The 20,658-nt window shown below is 40.4% G+C and carries 15 protein-coding genes and 3 tRNA genes; 10 read left to right on the top strand and 8 right to left on the bottom strand.

The window, feature by feature from the left end:
- The first annotated feature begins 102 nt into the window (after positions 1-102).
- Positions 103-1,710: a gliding motility lipoprotein GldJ gene (gene gldJ, locus CDW55_RS00165; protein ID WP_088467729.1), complete on the top strand. Its 1,608-nt coding sequence runs from the start codon at positions 103-105 to the stop codon at positions 1,708-1,710.
- A 60-nt stretch (positions 1,711-1,770) separates the two neighbouring features.
- Complete coding sequence (locus CDW55_RS00160) at positions 1,771-3,045, top strand: UDP-N-acetylmuramoyl-tripeptide--D-alanyl-D-alanine ligase (RefSeq protein WP_088467728.1); 1,275 nt, start codon at positions 1,771-1,773, stop codon at positions 3,043-3,045.
- Here CDW55_RS00160 and CDW55_RS00155 read toward each other — a convergent pair.
- Positions 3,042-3,647, bottom strand: a complete 606-nt coding sequence (locus CDW55_RS00155) for an NUDIX hydrolase (RefSeq protein ID WP_088467727.1) — start codon at positions 3,645-3,647, stop codon at positions 3,042-3,044. The two genes, CDW55_RS00160 and CDW55_RS00155, sit on opposite strands and share 4 nt — an antisense overlap.
- Before the next feature lie 32 nt (positions 3,648-3,679).
- Between CDW55_RS00155 and CDW55_RS00150 the strand changes: the two genes are divergently transcribed.
- Complete coding sequence (locus CDW55_RS00150) at positions 3,680-4,066, top strand: orotate phosphoribosyltransferase (RefSeq protein ID WP_088467726.1); 387 nt, start codon at positions 3,680-3,682, stop codon at positions 4,064-4,066.
- A gap of 49 nt (positions 4,067-4,115) precedes the next feature.
- Here the strand turns inward: CDW55_RS00150 and CDW55_RS00145 are convergent, their stop codons facing one another.
- From CDW55_RS00145 to CDW55_RS00125, 5 genes are all read right to left on the bottom strand, one after another.
- Complete coding sequence (locus CDW55_RS00145; RefSeq protein ID WP_088467725.1) at positions 4,116-4,814, bottom strand: ABC transporter ATP-binding protein; 699 nt, start codon at positions 4,812-4,814, stop codon at positions 4,116-4,118.
- 171 nt (positions 4,815-4,985) lie between these two features.
- The gene (locus tag CDW55_RS00140; RefSeq protein ID WP_088467724.1) at positions 4,986-5,240 is read right to left on the bottom strand and encodes a GIY-YIG nuclease family protein; all 255 of its coding nucleotides are present in this window, start codon (positions 5,238-5,240) and stop codon (positions 4,986-4,988) included.
- 53 nt (positions 5,241-5,293) lie between these two features.
- A tRNA-Arg gene (locus tag CDW55_RS00135) sits at positions 5,294-5,367 on the bottom strand.
- Between the two features lie 122 nt (positions 5,368-5,489).
- Positions 5,490-5,564 (bottom strand) — tRNA-Pro (locus CDW55_RS00130).
- A gap of 21 nt (positions 5,565-5,585) precedes the next feature.
- A tRNA-Ser gene (locus tag CDW55_RS00125) sits at positions 5,586-5,672 on the bottom strand.
- Positions 5,673-5,805: 133 nt separating this feature from the next.
- Here CDW55_RS00125 and CDW55_RS00120 point away from each other — a divergent pair.
- From CDW55_RS00120 to CDW55_RS00110, 3 genes are all read left to right on the top strand, one after another.
- On the top strand, positions 5,806-6,834 hold the full coding sequence (locus CDW55_RS00120; protein WP_088467723.1) for an N-acetylmuramoyl-L-alanine amidase: 1,029 nt from the start codon (positions 5,806-5,808) through the stop codon (positions 6,832-6,834).
- A 184-nt stretch (positions 6,835-7,018) separates the two neighbouring features.
- Entirely contained in the window at positions 7,019-8,419 is a 1,401-nt protein-coding gene (aspA, locus tag CDW55_RS00115) for an aspartate ammonia-lyase (RefSeq protein WP_088468641.1), read from the top strand.
- A 49-nt stretch (positions 8,420-8,468) separates the two neighbouring features.
- Entirely contained in the window at positions 8,469-11,384 is a 2,916-nt protein-coding gene (locus CDW55_RS00110) for a M16 family metallopeptidase (RefSeq protein WP_088467722.1), read from the top strand.
- 323 nt (positions 11,385-11,707) lie between these two features.
- On the opposite strand, the gene CDW55_RS00100 is transcribed toward CDW55_RS00110, so the two are convergent.
- Complete coding sequence (locus tag CDW55_RS00100; protein ID WP_088468640.1) at positions 11,708-13,849, bottom strand: S46 family peptidase; 2,142 nt, start codon at positions 13,847-13,849, stop codon at positions 11,708-11,710.
- 131 nt (positions 13,850-13,980) lie between these two features.
- Positions 13,981-15,966 carry a heavy metal translocating P-type ATPase gene (locus tag CDW55_RS00095; RefSeq protein WP_088467720.1) on the bottom strand — a complete coding sequence of 662 codons (1,986 nt, stop codon included), beginning with the start codon at positions 15,964-15,966 and terminating at the stop codon, positions 13,981-13,983.
- A gap of 87 nt (positions 15,967-16,053) precedes the next feature.
- On the opposite strand from CDW55_RS00095, the gene CDW55_RS00090 reads away from it, so the two are divergent.
- The 4 genes from CDW55_RS00090 to CDW55_RS00075 all read left to right on the top strand — a co-directional run bounded on the left by CDW55_RS00090 (position 16,054) and on the right by CDW55_RS00075 (position 20,598).
- Positions 16,054-16,473 carry a hypothetical protein gene (locus CDW55_RS00090; protein ID WP_088467719.1) on the top strand — a complete coding sequence of 140 codons (420 nt, stop codon included), beginning with the start codon at positions 16,054-16,056 and terminating at the stop codon, positions 16,471-16,473.
- Positions 16,474-16,492: 19 nt separating this feature from the next.
- Positions 16,493-16,963, top strand: coding sequence for a hypothetical protein (locus tag CDW55_RS00085; protein ID WP_088467718.1), 471 nt, complete (start codon positions 16,493-16,495; stop codon positions 16,961-16,963).
- 224 nt (positions 16,964-17,187) lie between these two features.
- Entirely contained in the window at positions 17,188-19,134 is a 1,947-nt protein-coding gene (glgB, locus tag CDW55_RS00080) for a 1,4-alpha-glucan branching protein GlgB (protein ID WP_088468639.1), read from the top strand.
- Between the two features lie 57 nt (positions 19,135-19,191).
- On the top strand, positions 19,192-20,598 hold the full coding sequence (locus CDW55_RS00075) for a glycogen synthase (RefSeq protein WP_088467717.1): 1,407 nt from the start codon (positions 19,192-19,194) through the stop codon (positions 20,596-20,598).
- Positions 20,599-20,658 lie beyond the last annotated feature (60 nt).

The following is a 20,658-nucleotide window of genomic DNA, read 5'->3' as shown; positions in this document are numbered from 1 at the left end:
ATAAAATTAATTTGTTAACGTTTTCTAAAAAAAATCAATCTATAATTTGGGTTATTAAATAATTTCATTTTTCTTTGTACTTTGAAAATATCTATATCAACTATGAATAAACTAAAGTTGTTTACATTAATAGCGTTAAGCTCTACACTTTTTATGATCAGTTGCGGAGGAGGCGGTAACAGCAAAAAAGGCGGTGGTACAAAACGTTTTACCAGTAAAACAGGATGGAAGCCAAATGATCAGAAAGGATGGTTTTTCACCGGAAAACAACAAAAACAGAAAGGATGGCCGGGAATGGTATATGTAGAAGGCGGAACTTTTACCATGGGGTTGGTGAAAGATGATGTAATGCACGACTGGAACAATACGCCCAGAAGAATGCAGGTGAGCGCATTTTTTATCGGCGAAACAGAAATTACGAACTACGAATATAGAGAATATGTAACGTGGCTGAAATATGTTTTCCCACCATCAGATCCTAGTTTTAAAGAGATTTACAAGGGAGCTCTTCCCGATACTTTAGTTTGGAATAACGAACTTTCAAGAAACGATTTTGCTGAAACCTATTTCCGCAGCCCGGAATTTGATTACTATCCGGTAGTAGGAGTTTCATGGCTACAGGCTTCAAGATACTGTGACTGGCTTACCGACAGAGCGAACGAAAAAGCTTTGATGGAGCAAGGGGTAATCTCAAAAGATTTCTATACCAATGATGCTAACAACCAGGGAGCAAATGCCTTCAACCTCGATAAATTCAAAGGAAATGATCCTGAAATGGAAGCTTATATCAATAAGGAAAGATTAAAGCAAAAATCAGGTATCAGAACTTCTAACGAAAGAATTCTTGCGGCAAACCGTAATGCTACAGCAGGTGTAGTTGAAAAATTCCGTCTTCCTACAGAAGTGGAATGGGAATTCGCAGCACTGGGAATGCAGAAAGAAAGAGAATATAACCTGTATACCAACAAGCAGCCGGAAATTCAGCAGCTGAAAGGTAAAAAAGGCAGAGACAGAGGAATGTACCTGGAAAACTTCAAGCAGGGCAGAGGTGATTATTCAGGGGTAGCAGGTTGGAAAAACGACGGATCACCAACTACAGCAGATGTAAAACAGTATCCTTCCAATAATTTAGGAATCTACGGCATGTTCGGTAACGTTGCAGAATGGACTGCCGATGTTTACAGACCGATCATTGATGACGAAGCCAGCGATTTCAACTATTACAGAGGAAACGTTGCCAAAGAAGTGGTGAAAAATCAAGACGGAACTTTCAAAAAAGTAGAGGAAGCGAAGTATGATACCTTAGCTGACGGAAGACTTGTTTACAGAGGACTTCCAGGCCAGTACGAAAGAGAAGTGGTTGCCGATAACAGAAACTTCAGAGACGGGGACTTCCAGTCTTCACTCGATGCAGGTTACGGACGAGCGGAAGACAGTACTACTGCTGGTTATAACATGTACAACTCTAAGCAGAAAAGATTTATTGTTGACGGAAGAGGAAGAGTGGTTTTACAAAAAGATCCTGTTTCTAGAACGACAAGAGTATCCAATGAAGTGCGTGTGATCAAAGGTGGATCATGGCTCGACGGAGCTTACTGGCTTGATCCGGGACAGAGAAGATTCCGTGACGAAGCGAAAGCTTACGGTTGGGTTGGTTTCCGCGTTGCACAGGATGCCAAGTCCAGCGGAAAAGGCAGAACCAAAAGATAATTAATCTAAAATATTTAAAAATCCTTCTGTATTTGCAGAAGGATTTTTTATTTTTGGCAAATGAATGCAGCTTCTTTCTACCCGCTTTTCCTGAAGTTCGGAAAAGTAACCATCGACAGCCGTAAAGTCGAAAAAAATGATATCTTTTTTGCTTTCTCAGGCGAGAATTTCAACGCCGCCGTTTCAGCGGAAGATGCCATTAACAAAGGCGCGTTGGCTGTTATTGTTGAAGATAAAAATTTCGAAAATCAGGAAAGGAATATTTTCTTTGTTCATTCGACTTTAGCGTTTTTGCAGGAGCTTGCATCGTATCACCGCAATCATATCAAAATACCCGTCATCGCACTTACAGGCAGCAACGGCAAAACCACAACCAAAGAGATTATTCATGCGGTTCTGTCTCAGAAATATAAAGTTCAGTACACTTTCGGGAATCTCAATAATCACATCGGGGTGCCGCTTACCCTACTTTCCATAAAGCCGGAACATGAACTGGCAGTAGTAGAAATGGGAGCAAACCATCAGAAAGAGATTGAACTGCTGTGTAAAATTGCAAAACCCAATTACGGTTACATCACGAATTTCGGGAAAGCCCATCTCGAAGGCTTCGGTGGTTTTGAAGGAGTTATTAAAGGTAAATCGGAACTGTACGATTATCTAAAAACTGCTGAACAAACAATTCTGGTCAACGAAAACGATCCTATCCAGACGGAAAAAACTGCAGACTATTCTCCGAAAATAACTTTCGGTAAAGAAAATTCCGATTATTACTTTGAAGAATTTTCGAAGGATCATTTCGTTGGATTAAGTTTTAAAGAAGATAAAGCGCAATCGAAACTCACCGGAAGTTATAACTTTACCAATCTGTGCGCTGCTGCGAGTTTGGGATTTCATTTCGGGCTGAATTTTAGTCAGATTAAAACTGCAATCGAAAATTATACGCCAACCAATATGCGCTCGCAAATTCTGGAACGTAACGGCAAAACCTTCGTTCTCGATACGTATAACGCCAATCCGAGCTCGATGGCAGAATCGCTGCGGAATTTCAGCAGGTTTGAAGGTTCAAAAACGATTATTATCGGTGACATGCTGGAGCTGGGCGAAGAATCGGACGTGGAACACCAAAACATTCTCGATTTGGCTGAATCACTTGGTTTTGATGAAATTATTACAGTCGGAAAATACTTCAAAAAAGTAAATGAACATTTTACATCGTATGAAAATTCTGAAGAACTATCTCAGGTTTTAAAAGACAGAAAAATCGAATCGAAAAATATACTCCTGAAAGCTTCGCGTGGCATCGCCTTAGAAAAAGTGCTGGAATTTATAGATTAAATCTGCTCCCAGTAGTCATTCAGGATAAGTTTGATGTTATTGAAGGTTTTAGGAAAAACTTCATTCATAATTTCGTCCTTATTCTTCCATGAAACTGCGGTAATTCCTTCTTCTGTTTGTGGTATTGGAGTTTCATTACCTACATAATTCATTCTGAACCAATAAGTTGTCTTTAAAATTTTCTCGCCGTTTCGTTCGGTGTAAAGGTGAAATGTATTGTTGATGAATTCTTCAAGAATCAGTTCTTTTAGTCCGGTTTCTTCTTCGATTTCGCGCAGGGCAGCCTGTTCCAGCGATTCGCCTTTTTCAATTTTTCCTTTAGGCAAATCCCATCTTCCGATTCGGTGAATAAATAAAATTTCGCCGTTTTTGTTTCTTACAACGCCACCGGCCGCTTCAATCACCCGGAACATATGGGTGAAATCTTCCCAGATTTCTTCAAGATTTTCACCGTAAACATTCAGCTCAGGGCAGGAAGTGTTTTGAAGAAGATCTACGGCAATTTCCAGGGTTGCAAATCCTTCAAACCTAAGTTTTTTATCGATCTCTTCCGGATATTTACTTAAAGTTAATTTTTTTTCATTCACGAAAACTTTATACATTTGCAACGTTTTAATCATACAAAAATATAAAAATGAATTTAGAAGGACGTAAAATTGTAGTAAATAAATCGGTTAATACACTGGTTGAAATGCTAAATAAACCTGAAGATTATAAAAACCTGATGCCCGATTCACTACAAAACTTCGAAGTTCGTGATAATGGGTTTAAGTTCGGTTTAAAAGGAATGCCGGAAATCGCGTTGAAAATTGAAGAAGTGAGCGACAAGGCTGTAGTGCTGAAATCTGCAAGCTCAAGTCTGGATTTTGAACTGAAAGGTTTGATGAATGCTTTAAACGAAAGCCAAACTGAAGTTCAGTTGCTCTTTGAAGGAAAATTTAATCCTTTTATTAAAATGATGGTCGAAAAACCGCTGCAGAATTTTATCAACACCCTTTCCGATAATCTGGAAAAACTGTAAGGAAAAATATTATGGCTAAAAATCCCGCAATTTTAAGTTGCGGGATTTTTTATTCGTGGGTATAACTGGCGAAAGCTTCTTCCAGGCTGCCATATTTGCCCCTAAATTCATCGATATTGGTGTCCTGAATTACATTTCCTTGATGGATGAGAATCACTCGCGAACAAAGCGCTTCTACTTCCTGCATGATATGGGTGGAGAGTATCACGGTTTTTTCTTTACCTATTTCTTTAATTACATTACGTATTTCGATGATTTGGTTAGGATCCAGTCCATTGGTGGGCTCATCCAGAATTAAAAGATCAGGCGAGTGTAATATGGCCTGTGCAAGGCCAACTCGCTGTTTGTAACCTTTGGAAAGCTGAGCGATTTTTTTTGATTTTTCCGGAGTAATTCCTACGAGTTCAATCACTTCATCAATTCTTTCTTTTCGAATTTTATGGAGATCAGCAACAAAATTCAGATACTCTTTTACATACATTTCCGGATAAAGCGGATTGTTTTCCGGCAGAAAACCCATGTTTTTCTTTGATTCAGTTTCGTTTTGTGTAACATCCTTGCCGTTGAAAATTATCGCTCCTTGTTCAATTTTAAGCGCGCCGACAATTGATTTCATTAACGTTGATTTACCGGCACCATTTGGGCCCAGAAGCCCGATGATTTCGCTTTTTCCGATTTCGAGATTGATTCCGTTTAATGCGGTTTGGGAGCCAAATTTTTTACTTAAGTTTATAATTTGAAGTGACATGAATAGTATTGAATTGAGTGCAAATTTAAAGAAATAAATGCAGTGGAGATTAAAAGTATGTAAACAAAAAAACCTCACACAATATGTAAGGTTGTTTTGTGAGCGCGCCAGGATTCGAATGCCGAACATCGGCACAGGCTCTGGGACCGTCCCGATTAAAATCGGGATGCGCTATCCAAGCTGGGAATTAATGAGCTGAACGATTTTCTTTTTGCTTTTCCATGATTTTATCTGGAGTTCTCTCTGGCAAGCTGAGTCTTTGTCCTCAAAACTCTGAGAATACACGATAATCCAGTCTTTAGCTCTTGCAGTAAAACCGTGGTGATTTGAGAGGTGTCTGCGGAGTCTTTCCTGCAGGTCATCGCCCGTATGCCCGATGTAGAATTGATCCAGCGATTTGGAGTATAAAATGTAGCAGAAATACATTTCAAGTATTTTAAAAGCAAAAAAGACCGAGAAAAATCTCAGTCTTTTTAAAGTGAGCGCGCCAGGATTCGAACCTGGGACCGTCTGCTTAGAAGGCAGATGCTCTATCCAGCTGAGCTACGCACCCGTTTTTGTGTTTTTCCCAAACTTTAAGACCGTTCCGATTGAATCGGAATGCTCTATCCAGCTGAGCTACGCACCCTAATAGGGTAATAAATGTAAAAATTCCCGAAGGAATTTTTTAAAAAGTCGGGGCGGCAGGATTCGAACCTGCGACCTCCTGGTCCCAAACCAGGCGCGATGACCGGACTACGCTACGCCCCGAATAATTTTTTGTGGAAGTTGCGGAGAGTAAGGGATTCGAACCCTTGGTACAGTTTCCCGTACGCTTGTTTAGCAAACAAGTCCTTTCGGCCACTCAGGCAACTCTCCAGTGCAATATTTGTAAGAGCTTCTGTTCTGTAATTGCGAGTGCAAATATAGAATAGTTTTCGATATTAACCAAAACTTTTTGCTTAAATTTTTTTGTATTTTTGAAAGATAAATTTTAAAAAATAAGATTAAAATGCGTAATTCATTATATCTCATAGGATTAACTGTAGCTCTGGCTTCATGTGCTTCACAGCAACCCGTGAAAAAAAATTCAACAAAATCTAAAACTCCAGTACCACAGGTAACTTCACAGGTAAAACCGCCCACGCCAACGCTTCCAAAAACGCAAATTCAACATGAAGGCAATTACGACTTTTTTAAGGCAAACATTGGTGATATTTCTAAAAATGACAATACCATAAGTTACGGTTCTATCGTCTCTGCCAATCCAAAAGGGTATAAGGTGGTGAAAACCTTTTTCCCTTCAGTTGCTCAGAATTTCCGTCAGAAATATATTATTTTACACTATACCGCTTTGGATGATGACAAATCGGTAACCGTGCTTACCCAGCAGTCGGTGAGTGCGCATTATCTGGTGAATAACCTTGGAGATAAGGAAATTTATCAGTTGGTAGATGAAAATAAAAGATCATACCATGCAGGTATAAGTGCGTGGAGGAATGATAAAATGCTGAACGATACTTCCATCGGGATCGAAATTGTAAATCCAGGTTATGTTGCCGATGCTTCCGGAATTCGGATTTTCCCGGATTTTGATGACGCCCAGATGAAAAAAGTAGCAGCTTTGGTAAAAGATATTGCAGACCGTTACATGATACCACCAACCAATATTTTAGCCCACTCCGATATTGCTCCCACGAGAAAATCTGATCCGGGCCCGAAATTCCCCTGGAAAAAACTCTATGATGAATACCAAATAGGCATGTGGTATGATGAAGCGACCAAACAGGAATTCTATAACCAGATTATTCCCGAAAATTATGCAGTTGAAATGAGCACCGCACCATTTATTTTTAAATATCAGGCCGCGCTTAAAACACTGGGTTATGGATTAGAGCCTTCGGGAATGGTAGATAATGCCACAAAGAAAACCATAGAGGCTTTTCAGTTTCATTTCCGTCCGGAGAAGTATGATGGCGTAATGGATGCTGAAACCTGGTCAATTCTGCAGGCCTTGAACGTGAAATATCCTAACAAATAAGCCCGTTATCAGCCAATAAAAACTGTTCTGCAGTCATTAAATTCAGTAATCAAACTGTTTACTGAATTGACATTCACTTATATAAGATCGGGCGGTTTACATTCGCCCTTTTTTAATTGGGAAAATGGCTGAAACATTCGTTAAATACGAACAAATAATCTTATCTTTTCATCAAATTTATTATATGGAAAATTTCAGAAATGAAAGCGATTTGTTGGGAACACTGCAGGTTCCGGCGAACGCATATTATGGAGTTCAAACGCAGCGTGCTATTGAAAATTTTAAAATTTCGGGACAATATCTTTCATCATATCCCCACTTTATCAAAGCGTTGGCAATGGTAAAAAAAGCGGCCGCTAAAACGAACTACGAACTTGGCTTGCTTGACGGCGATCTGTATCAAACAATTGCCGAAGTATGCGACGAACTTCTCGCAGGTAATTTGCAAGACCAGTTCCCAATCGATATGATTCAGGGCGGTGCAGGAACTTCTGTAAACATGAATGCCAACGAAGTAATCGCCAACCGTGTTCTCGAAAAATTAGGAAAAGAAAAAGGAGATTATCAATTCTGTTCGCCTAATGATCATATCAATTTATCCCAGTCCACAAACGATGCATATCCCACAGCACTCAAAATGGCGCTTTTGCAGATGAATGAGGATTTGGTAGAAAAACTAAAAAAAACAATTTCGGCATTCCGTGAGAAAGGGAAAGAGTTTCACGATGTGATTAAAATGGGCCGTACACAGCTTCAGGATGCAGTTCCGATGACTTTGGGTCAGGAATTCGAAGCTTTCGCAGCTACTTTAGAAGAAGATATTTCTAAACTGAACGCCAACGCCAATCTTTTTGTAGAAATCAATATGGGAGCCACCGCTATCGGTACCGGACTTAATGCACCCATGGGTTATGCCAATTTGTGTGCAAAAAATCTGGCCATGATTTCAGGTTATCCGATTGTGTCTGCGCCAAATTTAGTTGAAGCTACGCCTGATACCGGGTCTTATGTAATTTATTCATCCGCCATGAAGAGGCTTGCAGTGAAGCTTTCAAAAATCTGTAATGATTTACGACTGTTGTCTTCCGGTCCGCGTGCAGGTTTATTTGAAATCAATCTTCCGCCAATGCAGCCCGGATCTTCAATTATGCCCGGTAAAGTAAATCCTGTAATTCCGGAAGTGGTAAATCAGGTGTGTTATAAGGTTATTGGTAATGATCTTACCGTGACTTTCGCCGCAGAAGCCGGCCAATTACAGCTGAATGTGATGGAACCTGTGCTTTCTCACGCTATTATGGAAAGTATTAATTTCCTGGGAAATGCGCTCGATACCTTAAGAGAGAAATGCATCACAGGAATTACTGCCAACAAAGAAGTTTGCCTTAACATGGTGAAACACAGTATCGGCATTGTAACCGCACTCAACCCATACATTGGCTACAAAAATTCAACTGAAATTGCCAAAGAAGCGCTGGAAACCGGCAAAAGTGTTTACAATCTAGTTCTTGAAAAAGGCATTCTTTCTCAGGAGAAACTAGATGAAATTCTGGATCCGGCAAATATGCTGAAGCCTCATCATCTTTAATATAAAAATTTAATTCCCCACAAAAATTACGTTGAACCAAAAATTAAGAATGAAGAAAATACTCACCACTTTAACTTTAATCGGAGCGCTAACAATGACGACAGCACAAAAATTTGAAACTAAAAAAATTACCGATAAAGCCGGATATACCTACGAAACAGTACTGAATGATAAAAACGGTGTTCGGATATATACTTTAAAAAACGGTTTGAAGGTTTACCTCGCTCAGAATTTTGATGCACCAAAAATCCAAACCTATATTCCGGTGAGAACCGGGAGCAACAATGATCCGGCAGATAATACCGGATTGGCGCATTATCTGGAGCACATGATGTTCAAAGGAACTTCTAAACTGGCCTCTGCAGACTGGGCAAAGGAGAAGCCGCTTTTAGATGAAATTTCTCGCCTTTACGAACAACATAAAGCAGAACAGAATCCTGAAAAAAAGAAAGAAATCTATAAAAAAATTGATGAAGTTTCTCAGGAAGCAAGCAAATATGCAATCGCCAACGAGTATGATAAAGCCATCTCGTCTTTGGGAGCATCAGGCACTAATGCCCACACCTGGCTCGATGAAACAGTGTACAAAAACAATATTCCCAACAACGAACTTGAAAAATGGCTGAAAGTTGAAAAAGAAAGATTTTCCGAACTGGTTTTAAGGCTTTTCCATACAGAACTGGAGGCAGTTTACGAAGAATTCAACCGGGCACAGGATAACGATTCGCGGTTGGTGAATTATGAACTGATGGATGCGCTTTTCCCTAAACATCCGAACGGTCAGCAAACCACCATCGGAAAATCTGAACATCTTAAAAATCCTTCCATGATTGCGATTCACAAATACTTTGATACGTATTATGTGCCGAACAATTATGCAATGGTGCTGGTTGGTGATCTTGATTTCGATAAAACCATAAAACTGGTTGATCAATATTTCGGAAGTTTCGAATATAAGGAACTGCCGATGAAGAAGATGATTACTGAGGAACCAATGACAAAAATCGTTGAAAGAACAGTGAAAAGCCCTTCTGCACCACGATTACAGCTGGCCTGGAGAACAGATTCTTACGGAACCCACGATGCGAGACTTGCTGAAATTGTAGCAAATCTTTTGACGAATTCAGGAGAAACCGGACTCATCGATTTGAATATTAACCAAAGCCAGAAGGCATTGCGGGCATTTGCCTACGATTCGCCGTTCAAAACTTACGGCAATTTTTCGATGGTGATTGTTCCCAAAAACAACCAGACTTTGGATGAAGCAAAACAGCTGCTGCTCAGCCAGATCGAACTCGTGAAAAAAGGCGAATTCGAAGAATGGCAAATTCCGGCAATCATCAATGATATGAAAATTAGGAGGATGAAAAGTTTTGAAACTGCTGACGGACTTGCAACTGCGCTTTACGGCAGCTATATCAACAACCAGGACTGGGATAAGGAACTGGGTGAAATTTCCGAGTACGAAAAGATCACCAAAGCTGATGTGGTGAAATTCGCCAACGAATTCTTCAAGGATAATTATGTGGTCATCAAAAAAGAAAAAGGTATAAACGATAAATTAGTTCGGGTAGAAAATCCGGGAATCACTCCGATCAAACTGAATAAAGAAGCCCAGTCGCCGTTTTTGAAAAGCATTTTAAACGAAAAGTCTTCAGAAATTAAACCGGAATTCATCGACTTTTCGAAAGCCATTAAAACAGATCAAATCGCAGGTAAGAAGGCAAGTTTTGTTGAAAACAAATACAACGATATTGCACAGACTTACTTCATTTTCCCGTTCGGAAGCGACCACGACAAAGAATTAGGTCTGGCGACGCAGGTTTTACAATATCTGGGAACAAACAAACTTTCTGCGGAAGCTTTGAAAGAGGAATTCTTCAAACTCGGGATTTCGCACGATTTCCGTACAGCGCCGGATCAACTGATGATTTCGCTGAGCGGTTTGGAAGAGAACATGCCGAAAGGTATTGAACTTCTGAAAAACTGGCTGCAAAATGCAAAACCGGATCAGAAAGTTTACGAAGAAAATGTAAAAACGATTTTAGAAAGCCGCGAAGTTGCCAAAAAAGACAAAGGAAGAATTATGGCAGCGCTTTCCAATTACGCTAAATTCGGAAAGGATTCGCGTTTTTCTGATGTGGTTTCGGAGCAGCGTCTGAAAAGCATCAAATCAGAGGAAATGACCAATAAGATTAAAGATTTATTGGCAATGCCTTATGAAATTTTCTTCTACGGAAACGATTTCAATAAATTTAAAAAGTATGCGAAATCCTTCGTAGAAAAGGAAACGGTAAAAATTCCGGCTAAGAAAATCTATCCGGAACCCGAAACTGAAGGAAAAGTATTCTTCACGAATTATGATATGGTGCAGACCGAAATGAGCAAAGTGGCAAAAGGAAAGCCTGTAAACCTTAAAAACTTTGGAAAAATTAATGTGTTCAACGAATATTTCGGTCGCGGACTGTCGTCAATCGTATTCCAGGAAATCCGTGAAAGTAAGAGTTTAGCTTATTCTGCGTATGTTTCTTACGCAAACAACAGCGAACTGAACCGTCCGGATTACATAACGACCTATATCGGAACCCAGGCGAACAAACTTCCGCAGGCAGTAAGCGCAATGGATGAACTGATGGCGAACCTTCCGCAGGTTCCGGCACAGTTTGAAAATGCTAAAAACGCGGCATTGAAGCAAATTGCATCGGGCAGAATCAACAGAACCAACATTTTCTTTAATCAGTTGAATCTTAAAAAACTTGGAATCGATTACGATTTAAGAAAAGATATATATGCTGAAATAGAAAAACTCACGTTGGCTGATGTTACCAATTTTTATAATGCTGAGGTAAAACCTTTAAAATATAATACGGCAATTATCGGCAAAAAAGAAAATCTGGATATGGCAGCAATGTCGAAAATGGGTACTTTTCATGAAGTAAGTCTTGAAGAAATCTTCGGATATTAATTCAGAATTTTTCCTGAAAGATAAAGGCGAGACTTAGGTTTCGCCTTTTTTTATCGTGGTGGCGGTTTTTAATGACTGAAAAAAAAGGTGAAATCACGCTGGTAAAATCAATTTTTATGTTGCATATTTGCAATGCAAAACATAACATTATTTTTTTTCATAAAACTTATTTCATTAACCATGAAAACCAAAAACTCCGGATGAAGATCCGGAGTTTTGTTTGTATTTATTTCAAGGCTCATCTTTCAAATATGCATGAAAAAGTCCCGTGAACCGTTCACGGGATTTTAAAATCCAATCGAAAATTAACGATTTTACATGTCTTACTTCACGATTTTCATTTCATTCAGCAGCCATTTTGCATCGGCGTATTTATCGACGATAAAGAGGATGTATTTGGTGTCTACCATAATATTTCTGCTGAAACGCGGGTCGAAGTTAATGTCACTCATCGTTCCTTCCCATTGTCTGTCGAAGTTTAAACCGATTAGGTTTCCGTTCGCATCCAGCGCAGGACTTCCGGAGTTACCGCCAGTCGTGTGATTTGTTGCTGTGAAGTTTACAGGCACATCACCGGTGCTGTTTTTATAGATTCCGTAATCTTTTTTGTTATAAAGATCGATGAGTTTTTTAGGAACATCAAATTCGTAATCTCCCGGAACATATTTTTCCATAACTCCTGATAAATGGGTCTGGTAACCGTAATACAGCGCATCTTTCGGGTTAGAACCTTTCACTTCACCGTAAGTTACCCGAAGGGTAGAGTTTGCGTCTGGATAAAACGTGCGGTTTTTGTCGGTTTCCATTTGCTGTGCCATGTATTTTTTCTGAAGCACATCAATCTGTTTCTGATACTCTGTGTATTTGCCATCAGTTTTGGTGAGGTACGATTCTCTCATGGAGGTGAACAGTTTCATCAATGGATCATTCTTTAGGTTTTGTACCAATGAATTCTGATCTTCGAAAACTTTGTCAATTCCGGAATACATTGTTGCGCCGTTCAGAGTTCCACGTCCTGTAATCACAGAATTTTTTGAAAGTTCTTCGATGGTCTGAAGATTTCGGTTCACGTCTTTATACTGCTCGAAACCGGAAGGCAGAAACTGTGGCTGAACACGGTTTGCATACAGTGCAAGTACTTTTGCAGTTACTTTTGCATCCAGTTCAGGATCATAATTCTTGTAGATTTCTTTCAGTCTGTTTTTGAAGTTTTCCAAAGTTTTTGCATCCATTTTTCCACTTTCTGCAGCATTGGCAAAATTGTAAAAATTATTAGCCAGGGAAAGAGTTTCTGCGTTTCGGATAACTTCACTATAATAAGCTCTGCTCAGGGCATAAGGCGATTGCTCGGTATAAAGACGGTTGAATTCATCCAGGGTAGTTTTCACTTCTGGATTTTTAGCGATTAGGGATTGCTCGTAACGCTGTTTTTTACCTACTGCATCAGATTTGGTAAGGCCTTCAACTTCGCCTTTCCATTTTTTCCAGTAGTTGGCAACACTGGCATATTTCGAGGCATACTTAATTTTGGTCGCCTGGTCTGCACGCATTTTCTCGTCGAGTGTCTTCAAAGCAACATCACGTACATCAATCATCGCAGGATCGATTTCTGTACGGATTTTTTCTACCGCAATCGACGGTAAATATTCAGTAGTTCTGCCCGGGAACCCAAATACAAAAGTAAAGTCGCCTTCTCTTTTATCTTTTATAGAAACCGGAAGGAAATGTTTTGGCTTGTACGGAACATTGTCTTTGCTGTATTCTGCAGGTTTGTTGTTTTTGTCGGCATAAATTCTGAACATCATAAAGTCTCCCGTATGTCTTGGAAACACCCAGTTATCGGTATCTGAACCGAATTTACCGATAGAGCTCGGCGGTGCGCCAACCATACGGATGTCTTTAAAGGTTTCAATGATGTAAGCGTAATATTTGTTGCCATAATACATTGGGCGGATGATTACTTTTTGGTGAGGCTCTGTTTTAAAGGATTTCGAAACCACATCAATATTGTTTTTAATCACCTGCTCGGCCTGTTTGGCATCAAGATTTTTAGTGTTCCCCAGAATTTGTCCGGTAACATCTTTAATGTCGAGAACAAAATCAACCGTTACTCCGGGATTCGGAAGTTCTTCGCCCATGTTTTTTGCCCAGAAACCGTTCGCAAGAAGGTCGTTTTCTACCGTAGAGTGTGACTGAATGTTATCGTAACCGCAATGGTGGTTGGTTAAAAGAAGTCCTTTTGGTGAAATAATTTCAGCGGTACATCCACCATCGAACTGCACTACTGCATCTTTAATGGAAGGTTTTGCCGGGTCGAAAATCTGCTTGGCAGAAATTTTCATACCCATCGCTTTCATTTCTTTTTCATTGAGTTCTGTAGGAATCCACATTCCGCCATATTGCTGGCCAAAGGCCATTACTGCAGGAAATATCACTGCCGCAAGCAATATATTTTTCTTGTTTATCATAAATCTATTATTATATCTGAGAATTGAAATCAGTATTCAAAATTTCGCCTAAAAATAAGGAATTTTTGCGAATCTGGAAAAATGAAGTCCAGAGGTTGAAGTTCCCCAAAAGTAGTGAATGTTTATGCCTACTTTTTAATGAAATCCATATTCTGAATACGCACGGCATTTAGGATAGCTAAAAGTGCCACGCCAACATCGGCAAAAACCGCTTCCCACATTGTTGCGAGTCCGCCGGCACCTAGAATCAGGACAACCGCTTTTACCCCAAACGCCAGAATAACGTTCTGCCAAACAATTTTTCGGGTTTCCCTACTGATCTTTATTGCCATCGGAATTTTTGAAGGCCTGTCGTCCTGAATTACCACATCGGCAGTTTCAATCGTGGCATCGCTGCCCAAGCCGCCCATGGCAATGCCTACATCGCTGAGTGCCACAACCGGCGCATCATTTACACCGTCGCCAATAAAAGCGACCGTCTCGTTTTGGGCTTTAATTTCTTTTACTTTATTCACCTTGTCTTCGGGCAGTAAATCTCCAAACGCGTTGGTTATACCGATTTTATCAGCGACTTCCTTTACCACCACCTGTTTGTCGCCACTCAGCATGGTCACTTTAATACCCATTTTTTGGAGTGTGGTAACTGCAGAAGATGAATCTTCTTTAATTTGATCTGATATGGTGATATAACCTGCAAATTGTCCGTCCACTGCGACAGCAATCAAGGTGTCTGAAACTTCTATATGGTTCACAGAATGTGGAATATCAAATTTTTCCATCAGTTTGAAGTTTCCTGCGAGCACTTCTTTGCCATCGATCGTACCTTTCAATCCGTGACCTGCGATTTCTTCAAAATCTTTGATCACAATATCATGGCTGATTTCGCCTGCATATTGATGAACCGCAGCGGCAATCGCGTGAGTCGATTTACTTTCGAGGATATTGAGCAAAACTAGAATTTCTTCTTTGTTGAATCCTTTTTCAATGTTAACCTGCTGAACTTTAAAAACACCTTCAGTCATGGTTCCGGTTTTATCCATCACCACATTTTTTACGCTGGCAAGAATATCAAGAAAGTTGCTGCCTTTAACGAGAATACCGTTGCGGCTTGCGGCACCAATTCCACCAAAATAACCCAGCGGAATAGAGATTACCAAAGCACAAGGGCATGAAATTACCAGAAAAACAAGTGCGCGGTAAAGCCAGTTTCGGAACTCGTATTCTTCGACAAAAAAGTAGGGCAGGAAAGTAATTACAATAGCAAGGGCCACCACGATAGGGGTATAAATTTTCGCAAACTTACGGATGAAAAGTTCGCTTTTTGCCTTCTGTGAACTGGCATTTTGTACCAATTCGAGAATCCGCGAAAGTTTGGAATCTTCGTAAGCGGTATTGATTTTTACCAAAGATAAAGTGTTGAGGTTGATCATTCCCGCCAACACGCTGTCTCCTGTTTTTTTTGTGTCGGGTTTGCTTTCGCCTGTTAATGCAGAGGTGTTGAATGAAGCTGTTTCAGAGAGCAGTTCACCATCCAGGGCCAGTTTTTCACCCGGTTTCAGTTGTATGATTTCTCCTATGGATGCATCTTTTGCTTTAATGGTTTTAGGAATATTGTTCTTCAGTATGGTTACTTCGTCCGGACGCTGATCAAGTAAAGTCTTAATGTTGAGTTTGGCTTTTTGCACTGCCAGCGTCTGAAAAACCTCACCTACAGAATAAAAAAGCATCACGGCCACGCCTTCGGGATATTCGCCAATGGCAAAAGCACCCCCTGTGGCAATAGTCATAAGCAGGAATTCAGAGAAAAAATCACCGTTTTTAATGCTCGAGAAAGCTTCTTTAATCACGGGAAATCCTACAGGAATATAAGCCAGCAGATAAAGTGCCAGCCGAATCCAATCTGTAAAGCAATCGGGTTTCAACCAATAATCAAGTAGGAGTCCTGCGGCAAGGAGGATGAAAGAAATTCCTGCAGGCAGAAAAAGTTGAAAAACCGTTTGGTCTGAGTGATCATGTGAATGATCGTGACCTTCATGATCATGTTGAAGATTATTTTGTGGAACTGGAGAGACTGGTTTTGTTTGTTCGCCTGTAGTACAGCATTCTTTCGACATAAATTTGGGATATTTCAGCTCAAATATACAAATTCAGCACCATAATTTGTGTGGCATTACTTTTGAAGTTTAGAAGAAAATTTCAGCATGAACTTTCTTTACGAACAGCTTTTATGGCTTTTAATTCTCGCCGTTCCGGTAGCATGTATTGCGTGGACGGTAACGCATGAAGAGATTTTCAGAGAGCCCAGAGAGTACTGTGTCAGGAAATCGAAGGAATGCAAAAAGCTCTATCAGCGAAAATTTTTCTATCTCTTTACTTGCGAATATTGTTTCAGTCACTATGTAACCGCATTTTTTATAATTATCACAAGCTACAAGCTTCTTTTTGATGACTGGCGGGGCTATCTGATTTCATTTTTTGCAGTCGTGTTTATCGCCAATGTATATATGAGTCTTTTCGCCTATCTAAGGCAAAGTCTTAAAGTCGAAAGAATAGAAGCCAATCTTAAAGACAACGAGTGGCACGAGGTAAAGGAAGAAATTACTGATAAAAAAGATCACTAACATTAAAAATTAAATAATTATGGACAAGAATGAAAGACTACAGCGCTACGAATATGATGAATATACCGTTGTAACCAATTTCGAAACGTATCAGGATATTCTGGATTATGCTGCGGAACACAACGGCGAACTTATTGAAGTAGGTTTTACCGATGGTTCAGATAATCCGATGCCGAATTCGGAAGCCAACCTTATTGCTGAAAAGAAAACCTTTAAAGTAGGTTTGGATCCGGAATATAAAGTACTGTATTCCTACGAGGAAGGTTTCCAGGAAATGGCGGAGGAAATTCTGGAAGAAATGAAAAAACTCGAAAATGATGTAGCTCCGGAAGACTGGCTTTCAGATCAGAATATCGCAACAGGAGACCGGATTATTGTGCTGAAAGACGGCGAAGTGAACACGGTTACTACCAGAGAAAGAATTAAATTCCTGATGCGTGGCAATGTGTACGAACTTGCCGTGAAAGTACCGAAAGTGAACGAAGCGTAAATTTCACTTTAATACCGTGTCGTTACAATGTTCTGGGATTTCTATATTGAGTGATGGTAATAAGGTTCAGTTGATATTTTCATGTATTTTTAGTGAAAATACTTAGTGTTTAAATCAGTTTTAACAGATTTTTCTAAGCTTTTTACCGTAAATTTGGATATATTTGATGGATTAAAGTAAAGTTGTTTCATACTTACCATTCAAAAACTGAAATCCCTGAAACCATGGAAAAAGTTATTCCTCATTCGTTGTTTACAGATCACGACATTTATCTTTTTCGAGAAGGCAAGCATTACAGACTTTACGATAAATTCGGCTCCCACAGTGTAGAAGTTAACGGAAAACGCGGCGTTTATTTTGCAGTCTGGGCACCGTTTGCGAAAGAAGTTTCTGTAATAGGAAACTTTAATAATTGGCATTCAGAAACACACAAACTGTTACCAAGATGGGATGAATCCGGTATTTGGGAAGGCTTTATTCCCGGCCTCAACTGGGGAAATCTCTATAAGTACGCCATCCGTTCAAACAAGGGAGTTCTTCTGGAAAAAGGTGACCCGTTTGCACTGAGCTGGGAGCAGAATGTTCAGGCCAGTTCCATCATTTCAACAACATGGTACGAATGGAATGACAAAAAATGGATGGCAAACCGCTGGAAAAAGAATAATCTTGAAGCACCACTTTCGGTTTACGAAATGCATTTAGGCTCATGGATGCGTGGTGTTGATGACCCCAACAGGTTTTTCAGTTACCGTGAAATTGCAGAACGGCTGGTGCCTTATTTAAAGGAAATGAATTTCACTCATGTGGAATTTATGCCAGTGATGGAATATCCGTATGATCCCAGCTGGGGCTATCAGGTGACCGGTTTTTTCGCGGCCACTTCACGTTTTGGTTCACCACAGGATCTCATGTTTTTAATTGACGAACTTCACAAAAACGGAATTGGCGTTATCCTCGACTGGGTTCCGTCACATTTCCCGGGCGATGCTAACGGACTGCATTTTTTTGACGGGACTTATCTCTACGAGCATGAAGATCCCAGAAAAGGGTTCCATCCCGAATGGAAATCGCATATCTTTAATTACGGCAGACCTGAAGTGAAATCTTTCCTTATTTCCAACGCGATGTTCTGGCTCGACAGGTATCATGCCGACGGGCTTCGCGTAGATGCAGTAACTTCGATGCTTTTTCTGGATTATGCCAGAAACGAAGGCGAATGGGAGCCGAATGCAGAAGGCGGAAACGTAAATCTCGAAGCGAAGCAGTTTTTGCAGGAATTCAACACTGCAGTTTACAAAGAGTTTCCCGATATCATGACCATTGCGGAAGAAAGTTCAGATTTTCCGATGCTTACAAAACCCGTGCATGATGGCGGAATCGGTTTCGGAATGAAATGGATGATGGGCTGGATGCATGATACCTTAAAATACTTCAAGGAAGACCCAATCAACAGAAAATACCAGCATAACAAGCTTACTTTCGCATCGATGTACATGTATAATGAAAATTATATGATGCCGCTTTCCCACGATGAGGTCGTACACGGTAAATCGAGTTTGATTTACAAAATGCCTGGAGACGAATGGCAGAAATTTGCGAATCTGCGGGCGTTGTACACTTATATGTACACCCATCCGGGAGCCAAACTTCTCTTTATGGGTAATGAATTTGCCCAAACCGCGGAATGGAATTATACCCAAAGTCTCGACTGGCATTTACTGCAATATCCTGTTCACCAAGGCATGCAGAATTATGTAAAAGATCTGAATGCCATTTATACCACCGAAACTTCACTGTACCAAAACCAGTTTAAACCCGAAGGTTTCGAATGGGTTGAAGCCAATGATGGTGATAATTCAATCTTTATTTATCTGAGAAAAGGGAAGAAAGAGGATGATGTTACCATGACGGTTTTGAATCTTACTCCCAGAGTTTTCGATTATAAAATAGGCGTGAATGAAGGGACGAACTGGGAGGTAATTCTGAATTCTGATGATGAGAAATATGGTGGTAGCGGCGTAAAAGCTGAAGTTGTAGATGAAGAAGACGACGAGTGGATGTATCGCCCCAATGCCATCGTGCTGACATTGCCACCGCTTGCCGGAGTGGTTTTAAAGCAGAAAAAATCTGTTCAGAATCTAAAAAAAGCAAAATCTGCCTCTAAAAAGTAGATAAAGAACTATTTAAATTCTAAATCTGCACTTACAACTTTCGTCTGAAAATCTTATATGAAAATCTTTAATCTTTCCATGGAATGTTACCCGGTTGCAAAAGTTGGCGGTCTGGGAGACGTGGTGGGTGCATTGCCTAAATATCTCAACAGAATTCAGGGAATTGAAGCCAGCGTAGTGATGCCATGGTATAACAAAATTTTTGTTCACGAACACGAGTTTGAAATTGTTTTCGATGGCTGGATTCATCAGAGCCACCACACTTTTCAGGTACAGGTGATGAAGGAAAAATCGAAAGTTTTGGGATTTGATCTTTATCTGGTGAAGATCCCCGGACTTCTGGACCGTGATAATCCTTACGGATACTGGGACGAGAGCCAGCAATTTCTTGCTTTCCAGCACGGCGTTCTTCACTGGCTTACCGCAATGAAAATTCGCCCCGATATTCTACATTGCCACGATTACCATACCGGTCTCGTTCCATTCATGATTGAAAACTGTCCCGAATTCCGGTTTCTGAAAGGCGTAAAAACGATCGGCACGATTCACAATGGCGAATACCAGGGACAGATGAACTGGGAAATGTCGGGTTATTTTCCGTGGTTTTATGGCGAAGAGTGGGGACTGCTCGACTGGAATGGGTTCATCAATCCTTTGGCGGCGATGATTAAGTGCTGCCACGCCTTCAATGCGGTCTCCGAAGGTTACCTGCACGAACTTTTCGAAAGTTTCCGAGGTCTTGAAGGGCTCGTGCGTCAGGAACATGCAAAAGCTTATGGAATCATCAACGGAATTGATGTGGAGGTGTGGAGTCCCGCCACTGATTCGTTTTTAGATTTTAATTTTTCAGAAGAAAATGTGGTGATCGGTAAACAGAAGAATAAAATTGCCCTCTGTAAAGAATATAATCTGGATCCGGATCTGCCTCTGTTTGGTTTTATCGGAAGATTTGCCGGAGAAAAAGGTGCAGATTTGCTGCCGGATATCGTCTGGAGAAGCATACAGGAGACCTATGGCGCACTGAATATCATTATTCTAGGTTCCGGTGACAAAAATATCGAATATCACTTAAACGAACTTACCCAATCCTACTCAAATTTTGCGCTTGATTTGGGGTATAAAGAATATCTCTCTCATAAAATTTATGCTTCATCTGATTTCTTGCTGATGCCTTCGCGTGTAGAGCCCTGTGGGTTGAACCAAATGTATGCAATGCGTTACGGAACTGTGCCGATCGTGCGTTATACCGGTGGTCTACGCGATACCGTAGAAGATGTTTCAAGTGGCGGCAGCGGAATTAATTTCGGTGCGGCTACGGCCAAAGATGCGGTACATGCTATTCATCGTGCGCTTCATATTTATCACAATAAAGAACTGATGCAGAGCCTTGTACAATCGAACATGAATTATGATTTTTCCTGGGAGAAGTCTGCGGAGCGGTATCTGGAGATGTACAAAAGATAAAAACAGATCGCTCTTCTTTGCCTTAAGTGTTCTATGATATTTCAAGAAATCCTTTGTTCT

Origin of the sequence: Chryseobacterium sp. VAUSW3 (assembly GCF_002205795.1) — a bacterium.
GTDB lineage: Bacteria > Bacteroidota > Bacteroidia > Flavobacteriales > Weeksellaceae > Kaistella > Kaistella yananensis.
This window is presented reverse-complemented; position numbering and strand designations above follow the sequence as displayed.